General features: G+C 42.3%; 11 protein-coding genes. 7 read left to right on the top strand and 4 right to left on the bottom strand.

All coding sequences use genetic code 11. From position 1 onward, the window contains the following. Positions 1-24: 24 nt before the first annotated feature. Positions 25-903, bottom strand: a complete 879-nt coding sequence (locus tag IGJ74_RS11000; RefSeq protein ID WP_008378472.1) for an NAD-dependent epimerase/dehydratase family protein — start codon at positions 901-903, stop codon at positions 25-27. A gap of 54 nt (positions 904-957) precedes the next feature. Then, complete coding sequence (locus IGJ74_RS10995) at positions 958-2,058, bottom strand: M24 family metallopeptidase (protein ID WP_218192961.1); 1,101 nt, start codon at positions 2,056-2,058, stop codon at positions 958-960. Positions 2,059-2,252: 194 nt separating this feature from the next. On the opposite strand from IGJ74_RS10995, the gene ccpA reads away from it, so the two are divergent. Continuing rightward, positions 2,253-3,251, top strand: a complete 999-nt coding sequence (ccpA, locus tag IGJ74_RS10990; protein ID WP_008378470.1) for a catabolite control protein A — start codon at positions 2,253-2,255, stop codon at positions 3,249-3,251. 142 nt (positions 3,252-3,393) lie between these two features. On the opposite strand, the gene IGJ74_RS10985 is transcribed toward ccpA, so the two are convergent. Further along, positions 3,394-5,832, bottom strand: coding sequence for a transglycosylase domain-containing protein (locus IGJ74_RS10985; RefSeq protein WP_142437098.1), 2,439 nt, complete (start codon positions 5,830-5,832; stop codon positions 3,394-3,396). A gap of 262 nt (positions 5,833-6,094) precedes the next feature. Here IGJ74_RS10985 and tyrS point away from each other — a divergent pair, with 262 nt between their 5' ends. From tyrS to IGJ74_RS10965, 4 genes are all read left to right on the top strand, one after another. After that, positions 6,095-7,357 (top strand): tyrosine--tRNA ligase, encoded by a 1,263-nt coding sequence (gene tyrS, locus IGJ74_RS10980; RefSeq protein WP_087663992.1) that lies wholly within the window; start codon positions 6,095-6,097, stop codon positions 7,355-7,357. A gap of 70 nt (positions 7,358-7,427) precedes the next feature. Next, complete coding sequence (locus IGJ74_RS10975) at positions 7,428-8,339, top strand: AEC family transporter (protein ID WP_016612232.1); 912 nt, start codon at positions 7,428-7,430, stop codon at positions 8,337-8,339. An 88-nt stretch (positions 8,340-8,427) separates the two neighbouring features. Beyond that, positions 8,428-9,321: a deoxyribonuclease IV gene (locus tag IGJ74_RS10970; protein WP_008378462.1), complete on the top strand. Its 894-nt coding sequence runs from the start codon at positions 8,428-8,430 to the stop codon at positions 9,319-9,321. A 44-nt stretch (positions 9,322-9,365) separates the two neighbouring features. Then, positions 9,366-9,752 carry a cytidine deaminase family protein gene (locus IGJ74_RS10965; protein WP_034872565.1) on the top strand — a complete coding sequence of 129 codons (387 nt, stop codon included), beginning with the start codon at positions 9,366-9,368 and terminating at the stop codon, positions 9,750-9,752. Positions 9,753-9,892: 140 nt separating this feature from the next. On the opposite strand, the gene IGJ74_RS10960 is transcribed toward IGJ74_RS10965, so the two are convergent. Further along, on the bottom strand, positions 9,893-10,510 hold the full coding sequence (locus tag IGJ74_RS10960; RefSeq protein WP_005225804.1) for an FMN-dependent NADH-azoreductase: 618 nt from the start codon (positions 10,508-10,510) through the stop codon (positions 9,893-9,895). 162 nt (positions 10,511-10,672) lie between these two features. Here IGJ74_RS10960 and IGJ74_RS10955 point away from each other — a divergent pair, with 162 nt between their 5' ends. Continuing rightward, entirely contained in the window at positions 10,673-11,368 is a 696-nt protein-coding gene (locus IGJ74_RS10955; protein WP_005235415.1) for a response regulator transcription factor, read from the top strand. Continuing rightward, entirely contained in the window at positions 11,365-12,312 is a 948-nt protein-coding gene (locus IGJ74_RS10950; RefSeq protein WP_218192962.1) for a sensor histidine kinase, read from the top strand. The genes IGJ74_RS10955 and IGJ74_RS10950 overlap by 4 nt, the downstream gene beginning before the upstream one ends. Positions 12,313-12,390 lie beyond the last annotated feature (78 nt).

The following is a 12,390-nucleotide window of genomic DNA, read 5'->3' as shown; positions in this document are numbered from 1 at the left end:
GAACGTTTTTCGTGACTTCAGTAGCTATTCGTTTGATGCTTGGGTGATTTCCCAATCGCAAAGTTGATAGATCCAATCCCGCAGTTGACTGAATGGAAACCCAATTCCCTCAGCGAGAGCAACATTGATCGAATAAACAGGTGTACCATTGTAAGGGCCTTGATCACCTGTTTCTGAAAAGAGAGGGGAAAGACCGGTTTTTTCCGTTACGTATTGCAGCACTTCTTCTAAAGAAATCGTGCCTTTTGACGCACCGTTGATGGGTCCTGTGAAAGAGCTGGTACCTAAAAACGCTAAAAATTGGCCAGCTTCTTCAGCATCGACAAAGCCCATTTGATGCGTTAGATTATCGACAGCCATTGGCTTTTGCTTTATCAGATGGTCGATGTAAAAGGCAAAACGTTTTGTATAATCATCTGCACCGATCACGTAAGGAAAGCGGACAAAAACGGACGGAATCTGACTGTAGTTTTGGGTAAGAATCTCTTCAACGGTTCGTTTGCCTTCAGCATAATTGACTTCCTCAGAGCAGACAATTTTGACCGCTTCTTTGGCAGGGTCAAAATCCGTTTCTTTCAAATCGAAGTGCAGTTCATGATAGGCAGACATCGAACTAGTGACAATGTAGCGTTTGGGTGTGACATGACGCAGTAGAATCTCAATGTCGTTGGAAGTATAAGCAATATTGTCGTAAATAACATCATAGGTTTCTTGTGTCAACGTCGTTTTGATACTTTCTTCATCCGTGCGATCAAAGACAAGTCGGTTGACTTGATCGCCAAAAGAATCAGTCGTCTTCCCTCTGGTAGCGATCGTGACATCACAGCCTTGATCCACTAAAGATTGGACCAAATATTTACCGAAAAAACGCGTGCCGCCTAAAACTAACACTTTTTTACTCATAAGAACACTCCTTTTCATGTAATTACAACATATTGCGCCGTTTCATTAAAAGAATCAAGATAAAATCAACAATTCTTTTTCTGTTTTGGTAAATGGTACACAGCCATCTGCAGTGACATAGATGCAATCTTCAATACGAACACCGACTTGATCTGGCAAATAAATCCCTGGTTCGATAGAGAAGCACATGCCTTCTTCAATCACTAAATCATTGCCAGTGATCAAAGAGGGGAACTCATGAACCGTGGTCCCGATGCCATGACCTAAACGATGGTTGAAGTAGTCGCCATAGCCATAACCCGTAATCACATCACGAGCGATCTTGTCTAATTCTCCAGCGGTGATCCCAGGTTTAACTGCTGCTTGAGCGGCCAATTCCGCCTCTAAGACGATGTCATAAATTTTTCTTTGTAATGCAGTCGGTTCTTTATAGGCAACCGTTCTGGTTGCATCGCTGCAATACCCTTTCCAGATGACTCCTAAATCAAATAAGACGAGTTCATTGGCAGTCACTTTGCGATCCCCAGGTACGCCATGAGGACTTGCTGCATTGGCACCAGCTAATACGGTCGTATCGAAGGACATATGGGAAATCCCACGTTTTTTCAACTCGTACTCAATTTCTGCCACGATTTCCATTTCACTAACGCCTTCTTTGATGGCAGCAAACCCAACCTCAAAAGCAACATCTGCCCAGTTGCCGGCTTCTAGCAAGGTGTCAATCTCAGACGCGGTTTTTGTTAATTGCATTTTTTGAATCACCGGGGTCACATCTAAAGAAAAATCGGTTTTTGGCAAGAACCGTTTCAATGCTTCATAGCGCTCGACGGAAAGGTCATTTTTTTCTAGTGCCAAGGATGAAACCTCGTAACGAGAGGTCAATTCCTGACAGATTTTCGCCCAAGGGTCTTCACTATCGAGATAGCCGATAATGTCAAAGGACCAACCGCTATTTTTTGCTTCTTCTACTTCCAGAGCTGGTGTGAAAAGAAAGGGATCTTTTCCAGGTGCGACAAACAAAGCAAGAACCCGTTCATGAGGTTCACTTTTAAAACCGGAAAAATAAGCGATCGTTGCTGGATTAGAAATATAGGCAACATCGGCGCCAGTGGTTTTCAGCCAGCCATTTAACTCATTGATTTTTTTATCATTCATTTGAAAAAACCTTCTTTCAAGTATTCTTTTTCTATTTTATCATGCTTTCGAAGAGAATAGGGGAGGGGAAAGTAGGAAATTGCTAAGTTTTCATGAAAACAAAATTAAAACGGTTGCAAATCCAGAAAAAATTTGCTATCCTAACAAAGAAATGTAAATAAGATTTTCTGAAAATAGAATAAGGGAGATATATCATGGAAAAACAAACAATTACGATTTATGATGTTGCACGGGAAGCGAATGTATCGATGGCAACTGTTTCACGGGTAGTCAACGGAAATCCAAATGTAAAACCAGCAACTCGTAAGAAAGTGCTGGAAGTGATCGACCGCTTGGATTATCGTCCAAACGCAGTTGCTCGAGGGTTGGCAAGTAAAAAGACCACAACTGTTGGTGTTATCATTCCTGATGTCAGCAATATGTTCTTCTCATCACTTGCTCGTGGGATCGATGATGTAGCGACCATGTATAAATACAATATCATCTTAGCCAACTCTGATGGCGATACGATGAAAGAAGTCAACGTATTGAACAACTTGTTAGCAAAACAAGTGGACGGCGTTATCTTCATGGGTCATCGCATCACGGATGAAATTCGCGGGGAATTCTCTCGCTCAAAAACACCAGTCGTTTTAGCTGGTTCGATCGATCCTGATGAACAAGTAGGAAGTGTCAATATTGATTACACAGCAGCTGCCAAAGATGCTGTTTCATTATTGGCGAAAAACAATCAAAAAATCGCTTTTGTCAGCGGTGCTTTAATCGATCCAATCAATGGCCAAAACCGCTTGAAAGGCTATAAAGAAGCCTTGAAAGAAAACAACCTTGACTATTCTGAAGGGTTGATCTTTGAATCACCATACAGCTTTAAAGAAGGCTTAGCATTAGTTGATCGCATCATCAACAGTGGTGCAACAGCAGCTTATGTTACAGACGATGAGTTAGCGATCGGCGTCTTAGATGGTTTGTTAGACAAAGGCGTTAAAGTTCCTGAGGATTTCGAGATCATCACCAGCAACAACTCATTATTGGCTGAAGCAGCTCGTCCACGCTTATCAAGTGTGACGCAACCATTGTATGATATGGGTGCCGTTGCGATGCGTCTATTAACTAAAATGATGAACAAAGAAGATGTAGAACAAAAAACGATCGTCTTGCCTTACGGTATTTCAGAAAAAAGCTCTACGAAATAAGCAGCGATTTAATAAAAAGACTAGTGGAGCAACGCTTTGTTGTTCCACTTTTTGCTTCAACGATCGTTCGTGTGAGTAGAAAATCTATGGATTTTCTACCCACACTTTTTTTGTATAAAAAAACTGATCAGCACAAGGCTGATCAGTCATCATCATCATTTGTATTAGGTTGGTTATTTTCTTGCTCGTCCTCGTCGTCATCATTTGCAGTAGGTGTAACATTGTTGGATGCGTTATTCGATGATGTATTCGACGAACGATTTGTTGAACGGCTAGAAGATGCTTTTTTCCAATAGTCAGCATAGTTTGCATCTGAACCACCGAGTCCAAATTTGAAATCGACCGTAGCTGGTCCGCCAGTTGCCCAATAAGAAGTAACGGTACTACTTGGATTCGTATAGGTTCGATTATCGACTCGCACGGTTCCTCCTGGTTGGGTACCAGTAAACTTGGAAACTTGAGCTTTTTTGACATCACTAGAAAGTTCAAACTTCTGATTTACACCAAAGACTTCTTGGTTTGTTTGATAGATACGATTGATCAAGTAAGCCATGTAATTGGCTGTCCGAGTTCCTGCTGCACTATCGGTAGCTTTATTGTCATCCCGCCCTGACCAGCTGCTGATGGTGATCGATGGGGTGGAAACGACTAGCCAAGAGTCAGACCAATTATTGGTAGACCCAGTTTTACCGACCCAATCGGCATTCCCGAGGTTCCAATCTAATCCGCTGATAACCGATTTAAAGGAACTGGTTTTTTGCTCATCGATAACACTACGCATCATGTCGGTCATGATGGAAGCTGTCGCTTCAGAAAAGACTTGGACCGGTTTGGCTTCATGCTGATAAAGCACTTCGCCTTCATTATCCTTGATTGATTCGATGATGTAGCCTTGCTGATAGACACCGTTATTGGCAAATGTTTGGAAGCCATTTGTTTGATTCAACACTGTGACATCGGTAACCCCTAATGGCGCTGATTCATATGCCCAGCTGTTATCTTCAGGATAGCCCATTTTGCTCAAATAATTTGAATAGGCATAAAAATGATCGCCTTCTTTTTCCCACAGATCTTGGAAAATATTTGTCGCTGCGATATTACTGGAAACCTCCAAAGATTCACGAATCGACATGAAGGTATTGGTCCCACGGTTTGTGGCATTGACGATCGGCTCACCGGCGTTTTCTCCTGTCCGCCACTTTGCGGCATAATCAGAAACCATTGATTCAGAGCCCATCAAGCCACTTTCGATCGCCGGTCCGTAAACCAGCATTGGTTTGATACTTGAACCTGCTTGGCGTTTGGCATCAAAGGCATGGTTGAATTGATTGTCAGCATAGTTACGACCGCCAATAAAGCCTAATACTTTCCCGGTGGCATTGTCCATCATGACGTTGCCGACTTCGATGGTGGAGTCGCCCCAGTTGTCTAACATATAGCCGTATTTATCGACGGCATCTTGCATTGCATTATAAATATCTTTATCGATCGTTGATGTGACGGTATAGCCACCATTAACTAGTTTTTGCTGCGCCAATTCGAAGTATTTTTGGTAGGTTTCGTCTTTGGCATATTCTTCGTCACTGACATCATCTTCATCTGCCAGCTGTTTGGCAATAATGTCTTTTGCTTCATTTAACACAGTGTAATAAAGGAAGCTTTGATCCGTTTGTTCAATGGCTTCTTGTTTTTTGAAGTCTTGCTTCAAGTCATAATTAAGCGCTTCTTCGTATTCTTCTTTCGTAATATCGTGGTTACGATACATACTGAAGAGCACGAAGTCTTTCCGCTCTAAGCCAGCGGTCAAGTTTTCCTTGATCTCGCCCGTATTTGTATAAGGACTGTAGACGATCGGGCTTTGTGGCAGACCCGCAATAAAGGCTGCTTGCGGTAAAGACAGGTCAGCTGCGTTAACGCCAAAAATTCCTTGCGCCGCTTCTTGCACACCTGCGATATTTTGCCCTTTATTGTTCCGGCCGAAAGGGGAGATGTTTAGATACATGGTGACGATCTCATCTTTATCGAAAAATTTCTCCACTTCCATGGCTAATAAAATCTCATTGGCTTTGCGTTTGAAGGTCGTTTCACTAGAAAGGATTTGTTGTTTCACCAGCTGCTGGGTCAAAGTGGAACCCCCGCTGCCGCCAAAGCCTGTCGCTTCGGATAATAACGCCCGCACGACTGCTTTTGGTACGACGCCATTATGAATATTAAAATATTCGTCCTCTGTTGCGATGATCGCTTTTTTCAAGTAGTCTGAAATTTGATCGGAATTAACCGACGTTCGCATCAGATCTGAGCGAATCGTTGCGATTTTACTGCCATCAGCGTATGCGAGTTGAGAAGTCTCTGTGATGTCGGTCAGTTCTTTCTGCAACTCATCTTTAGAAGGAGCTGCGGTATCTTCCACAAGAAAAGCAAAGTAGCCGGCACCGATCCCCAAAGCTAAAGAACCGCCTAGCACCAGTAAAGAAATAGCCACTAAGAACAAGGCATGTAAAACCCTAAGACTGATATTGAAATAGAACCAGCCTCTATTTTTGTTTTCTGTATTCTTTTGATTTTTCGTTTTCTGGGACAAAAAGAGTCACCTCAATAAATTAGAATAGATTCCGTGTAATTATAGCAAAAAACAAGGCGCTTGGGTAGCACCCTATCTGTTATCGAAAGAAGTGTGCGAGAAAATGCCAGTTGGTATTTGTATTGAACCAGCGATAATAAGGGAAAACGAACAGATTTGCCTAAAAGTTTCTTTTTTGGTAAAGGACTTTGAGAGAAAGACTTTTCATTGCCCTCTTTTTCAGTTAAGATGAACAATGAAGCATTTATTAGGAGGAGAAAGAATGAGTACAGACTTTTTTGAAGAACTAAAGCAACGCGGATTAGTTCATCAGACCACAGACGAAGCAGCCTTGACCAAACAATTAAATGAAGAGTCTGTGAAACTATATATCGGCTTTGATCCTACCGCAGATAGCCTGCATATTGGTCATTTATTGCCTATTTTGATGTTGCGCCGTTTCCAACAAAACGGACATGTGCCGATCGCATTAGTTGGTGGCGGTACAGGAATGATCGGTGACCCATCCTTTAAAGATCAAGAACGTCAATTAAACACATTAGATACCGTTTTGGAATGGTCACAAAGTATCAAGAGCCAATTATCTCGCTTTATTGATTTTGATGACCAAGAAAATCCTGCCATCATTGCCAATAACTATGAATGGTTAGGGGAATTGAAACTGATCGATTTCTTACGGGACACTGGGAAAAACTTTACTATCAACTACATGATGAGCAAAGAAAGTGTCAAACGTCGGATCGAAACAGGAATTTCCTACACGGAATTTGCATACCAGCTTTTACAAGCCTATGACTTTTTGAACCTTTACGACAACCACGGTTGCTTGTTGCAATTAGGTGGTAGCGATCAATGGGGGAATATCACCTCTGGAATCGAATTATTGCGTCGTGAGCGTGAAGTCCAAGGGTTTGGGTTGACTATGCCATTGATCACAAAAGCAGATGGAACGAAATTTGGGAAAACAGAAGGCAATGCGGTTTGGCTAGATGCCAAGAAAACAACGCCTTACGAGTTCTACCAATTCTGGATCAATACGGATGATCGTGATGCAGTCAAATTCTTGAAATATTTCACCTTCTTATCATTAGAAGAAATCGCTGCGATCGAAGCTGAATTTAACGCTGCACCAGAATCTCGAGCAGCACAAAAAGCTTTGGCAAAAGAAGTCACTACTTTGGTTCATGGGGCAGAGGCTTATGAACAAGCCGTACGCATCTCAGCAAGTTTATTCAGCGGCAATATCAAAGAATTGAACGCTGAAGAGATCGAACAAGGCTTTAAAGGGGTTCCTAGTCATCAGGTAACAGCGGATGATTCTTTGAACATCGTTGAAGTGTTGACGACTGCTAAAATCGAACCATCAAAACGTCAAGCAAGAGAAGACGTACAAAATGGGGCCATCTACATCAATGGGGAACGCGTCCAAGCCCTAACGTACGAGATCCAAGCAAGTGATCGGATCGGTGGAAAATACGTCGTGATTCGTCGTGGCAAGAAAAAATATTTCTTATTAACATTTTAATCGCAAAAAGCGAACCGACCTGTTGGTTCGCTTTTTTTCAAATTTTTGTAGAGGAAGGGTCTTTGTTGGAATGGGAAATATAGTGTTGAATGCCGCCGGCTTATTTGCCATGATCTTCTTAGGGTATTTTCTTAAACGGCTAAATGTCCTTTCAAAAGCGGATGGCTCGATCTTATCCAAAATTATTTTGAATGTGACGTTACCGGCAGCAATCATTTTGAATTTAGCTTCAATGCAAGTACAAGTCAGTGCGCTTAGTTTGATTGTGATCGCTTTGATCATTACGATCGTCCAGATCCTCTTCGCATTTTTCTTGACCAAAAAAGAATCGAACACGCTGCAACAGTTTGCTATGTACTGCGGGTCAGGCTTTAATATCGGCAATTTTGCAATTCCTTTTGCCCAAAGTTTTTATCCTTTAGGGATTCCACTGATTTCGCTGTTTGATATGGGGAACAGTATCATGTTGGCAGGGGGAACGACGATTTTCATCGAGTTCTTGATTGGAAAGCGGACGACGTTTGAACCAGGAAAAATCTTTTTGAATCTCCTGCGCTCGCCAACATTTACCATTTATCTAGTGATGCTGATTATCCGCAGTGCGGATTGGAGGATTCCCGAGTCAGCCTTGGCGCTCGTTCAGCCAATCGGGATCGCAAATACGTTTCTGTCCATGTTTATGATTGGCTTATTTTTGGATTTCCGCTTACCGAAGCACACTACGCCAACGGTAATCAAAATTTTAAGCTTACGCTACGGACTGGCTTTCGTGCTGTTCGCGGCTTTCTATGTTTTACCGATCCCAGTTTTATTAAAACCAGTACTTTGTTTGTTAGTGTTTGCTCCGATCCCTTTATTTGGGGTCATTAATTCCGTGATTGCTGGGATGGAGGAAGAGGCGGTGGGATTTGTTTCTTCCATTAGCTTTTTGATAAGTATGCCGCTAATGACGGGTGTCCTGATGTTATTTGGACTCGCTTGATAAAAAAATACGGCAATGAGCAAAATAATCGCTTTACAAGGTGCTTTTATCGATAATAGAGAAGACTAGATTTAGGAGGAAAAGAAAAATGTTGATTGGTTCACACGTTTCAATGAGCGGCAAAAAAATGCTTTTAGGAGCAGCAGAAGAGGCGGCTAGCTATCAAGCTACTACGTTTATGATCTATACCGGAGCTCCGCAAAACACGCGGCGCAAACCGATCGAAGAGATGCAGATCGCAGCTGGACAAGATTTTATGACGGAAAAGGGAATTTCGAATATCGTTGTCCATGCCCCTTACATCATTAATTTAGGTAATACCATCAAACCAGAAAACTTTGGCTTTGCCGTTTCGTTCTTACAAGAAGAAATCCAACGAGCCCAAGCTTTAGGTGCAACTCAAATCACGTTGCACCCCGGTGCCCATGTCGGTGCAGGACCCGAAGCTGGGATCAAGCAGATCATTAAAGGCTTGAACGAGGTCCTTGAAAAAAATCAAACCGCCCAGATCGCATTAGAAACAATGGCAGGTAAAGGCACCGAGATTGGTCGCAGCTTTGAAGAATTGGCAGCAATTATCGATGGCGTTACCTTAAATGAAAAATTATCCGTTACACTAGATACTTGTCACACGAATGATGCCGGCTACAATGTCAAAGAAGACTTTGACGGCGTCTTAAACGAGTTTGACAAAATCATCGGATTGGATCGCTTGAAGGTCATCCATGTCAATGATTCAAAAAATCCACAGGGCAGCCACAAAGACCGACATGCGAACATTGGTTTTGGCACGATCGGCTTTGAAGCCTTGAATAAGATCGTTCATCATGAGCAATTATCAGCGTTACCGAAAATTTTGGAAACACCGTATGTCGGCGAAGACAAAAAGAACAAAAAAGCTCCTTATGGCTATGAAATCGCGATGCTGCGGGAAAAGAACTTTGATCCTGAGCTATTAACAAAAATCATGGCGGGTGCTTAAACGGTTCATTTAACTATGAACCAGCTTATTTTGGAGGAAGAAAAATGGACTTTCAGTTGCTGATCGATGCCGCGAAACAAAAACTGGGATTCAGACAGCTCTCTCAATTTGCAGAAGCAGGGAGTGTCGCGGCAGCTCTGGCTACTGCAGATGGACAGATTTATACAGGGATCTGTATCGATACCAGCTGTTCCATGGGTTTTTGCGCCGAACAAGCTGCGGCTGCGCAAATGATCACCGATGGGCAGCAGCGGGTGTTACAGATGGTTGCAATCAATTCGGCAGGTGAGCCGATCCCACCTTGTGGTCGTTGCCGTGAATTCATCAGCCAGCTGGATCCTGCCAACCACAACACGCAGGTCATGATCGCAGCAGGAAAAATCATGACGATAGAAGAGCTGTTGCCTTTTGATTGGAAAGCATCAAAATAAAAAGAGATTTAGCCCCTTAGACCGCTCTGTTCTAAGGGGCATCTTTGTTTTATCGATCCAATGGACGATCAACATGTTTAGATAAAAAAACTCCTCAACCAGCAATAGTGCTTTGTTGAGGAGTTGATCGATAGCAATGATTAGAATTTTTTCGCAGCTGCTGCTACGCGTTCTAAACCTTCAGCAATGATTTCTGCTGTTTTAGAAGGATCTGCATTGTGACCTTCGATGATTACTTCTTCTGTGATGTTCATGCCGAACATACCACCGAAAACTTTTTCCATAAAGGTTACAGCGTTTTCCATTGCGCTCATTTCGCCTGAGTAAACACCACCACGGGCATTCAATAGAACGATTTCTTTGTCTTTCAACAATTGGTTCATTGAACCATCTTCGTTATAAGAGAAAGTAAAGCCAGCTTGGAAGATATAGTCGATGAATGTGTGCAAAGCTGCTGGGATCGTTAGGTTCCACATTGGGAAAGCGAAAACGATGGTATCTGCTGCTGCGAATTTGTTCATCACGTCTTGACGGACAGTCATCAATTCTTGTTCTTCTTGGTTTAATTCTTGTTCTTGTGAAAGTTTGCCAAATGCTTCAAATAACGTTTGACCGATATAAGGCATTGGTTGTGCGTACACATCAAAGGTTACAACGTCCACATTGTTCGTATCAAGATTTTCAACGAACGTATCAAACATTTTTGCAGATACTCCATCAGGACGGTTATTGGCTTTAACAACTAAAATATTTTTCATTTTTTTCCACCTTTACTTTAAGTAAGTTTTAATCACAAAACGTAGTATACTATAAAATAATTTTGCTTACAATAAATAAGTGTACTTTTTTTAAAAAAGCTGGAATTTTGCAGTATTTTTCACGTAGTTTTGGTAAACTTTAGAGAAAACAGGAGGGGTTCTATGAAAATATTCGTGGTCGAAGATGACAAATCGTTAGTCAAAATGATGGAAAATCAATTATCCCGCTATGCGTATCAAACCTTTGTTCCGGAAAATTTCGCTGCGGTTTTAGCTGAATTCTTGATGATCCAACCTGATTTGGTTTTGTTAGATGTCAATCTGCCTTATTATGATGGGTTTTATTGGTGCCAAAAAATCAGGGAACATTCATTGGTTCCAATTCTCTTCATCTCCGCACGTGACGGCAATATGGACCAAGTGATGGCATTAGAATACGGTGCTGATGATTATCTGGTCAAACCTTTTTCTTATGACTTGCTGCTGGCTAAAGTGAAGAGCCATATTCGCAGAGTCTATGGGGATTATGCACAGTCTGATCGGGCGAGAAGCTTGAAGGCTGGCGAATTGACCTATTATCCGGAAGCGTTGAAGATGGTCTATCGTGAAGCCAGTGAATGGCTGACTGTTCGAGAAGGAGAATTATTGACCCTGTTAATGTCGGCACACCCAGAGATGGTCAAACGGGAACGGATTTTAAATCTATTATGGGATGATGAGCGCTTCGTTGATGACAATACGCTTTCTGTCAATGTCGGCCGTTTGCGAAAAAAATTGGCGGCAATGGGCATCAATGATCCGATCCAAACGATTCGCGGCAAGGGTTACGCCTTATCGGTAGTAGGTACAGAAGAATGAGAGCATATGCAAGTGTTCATTTACCTAAACTACTCGTTACATTCCTAGCCATTTCATTGTTCGTTTTGGTGTTTTGGTTGGATGGCTATCGAAATTACCTCGTGATTGGTTATGGTCTGCTTCTATTCGGGCTGTTCATTGTTCTTGTTTATTTGGTAGATTACCTTTCCAATACTGCATTTTATCATTATATCAAGCATGGAAGAGCGACTCACCGAAGCAATGGCTACCTTTCCAAGCAATGGCGCAAGCAGTTCGATGCACAAGAACAGCAAGAGCAAGAACGGCTGACAGAACTAGATCAGCACCATCAAAATCATATTCGTTTCATGAATATCTGGGTTCATCAAATGAAAACACCTGTCTCAGTTTTGGCGCTAATGGCTGAAAGTGAAGAAGTCGATAGCTATGATCTTTTGGCTGAAACAGATCGCTTAAAAAGTGGCTTGGCGACTGCGCTGAATTTTGTGCGCTTGGAAGATTTCACGGAGGACTTCGTTATCGAGTCAGCCTCACTGTTGGAATTGTTAAAACACAGTATCGGTGACCAGAAGCGGAATTTCATTCGCAGTGAAGTCTATCCGAAGCTGATGAGTGAAGCAGATATCACGGTGACAACAGATAAAAAATGGCTAGGTATTTTGCTCTTTCAGCTCATCAGCAACGCCGTCAAGTACTCAAAGCCAGACAGTAAGGTCTATTTTGAGATCGATCCTTTTTCTAGAAAATTGACGATCTCAGATGAAGGGTGCGGAATTGCAGAAGCGGATCTGCCAAGGGTTTTTCGCCCCTTTTATACAGGTCAGAATGGTCGGCAAACAGGAGAGGCAACTGGGATCGGTCTTTATTTAGTTGAAACGATCAGTACGCAATTAGATATCGATTTGTCGCTTGCCTCTATGGAGAATCAAGGCACGACGGTTACCCTAACATTTCGGAGGTGAAGGCTTTCTTACAATTTTGTAAGCTTTCTATCATGAAATCGATAACTGATTGCGGTGCCGCCTGCTAAACTGGTAGCA

This window comes from Enterococcus sp. AZ009, from assembly GCF_050548785.1.
Taxonomy (GTDB): domain Bacteria; phylum Bacillota; class Bacilli; order Lactobacillales; family Enterococcaceae; genus Enterococcus_D; species Enterococcus_D entomosocium.
Note: the sequence above shows the minus strand (reverse complement) of the source record. Positions and strands in the feature narration are given on the sequence as shown.

Excerpts from the sequence above, each read along its gene's own strand:
- IGJ74_RS10995 (WP_218192961.1), bottom strand. The coding sequence starts at position 2,058 with ATGAATGATAAAAAAATCAATGAGTTAAATGGCTGGCTGAAAACCACT.
- IGJ74_RS10960 (WP_005225804.1), bottom strand. The coding sequence starts at position 10,510 with ATGAAAAATATTTTAGTTGTTAAAGCCAATAACCGTCCTGATGGAGTA.
- IGJ74_RS10950 (WP_218192962.1), top strand. The coding sequence starts at position 11,365 with ATGAGAGCATATGCAAGTGTTCATTTACCTAAACTACTCGTTACATTC.
- IGJ74_RS11000 (WP_008378472.1), bottom strand. The coding sequence starts at position 903 with ATGAGTAAAAAAGTGTTAGTTTTAGGCGGCACGCGTTTTTTCGGTAAA.
- IGJ74_RS10955 (WP_005235415.1), top strand. The coding sequence starts at position 10,673 with ATGAAAATATTCGTGGTCGAAGATGACAAATCGTTAGTCAAAATGATG.
- IGJ74_RS10965 (WP_034872565.1), top strand. The coding sequence starts at position 9,366 with ATGGACTTTCAGTTGCTGATCGATGCCGCGAAACAAAAACTGGGATTC.
- tyrS (WP_087663992.1), top strand. The coding sequence starts at position 6,095 with ATGAGTACAGACTTTTTTGAAGAACTAAAGCAACGCGGATTAGTTCAT.
- IGJ74_RS10975 (WP_016612232.1), top strand. The coding sequence starts at position 7,428 with ATGGGAAATATAGTGTTGAATGCCGCCGGCTTATTTGCCATGATCTTC.
- ccpA (WP_008378470.1), top strand. The coding sequence starts at position 2,253 with ATGGAAAAACAAACAATTACGATTTATGATGTTGCACGGGAAGCGAAT.
- IGJ74_RS10970 (WP_008378462.1), top strand. The coding sequence starts at position 8,428 with ATGTTGATTGGTTCACACGTTTCAATGAGCGGCAAAAAAATGCTTTTA.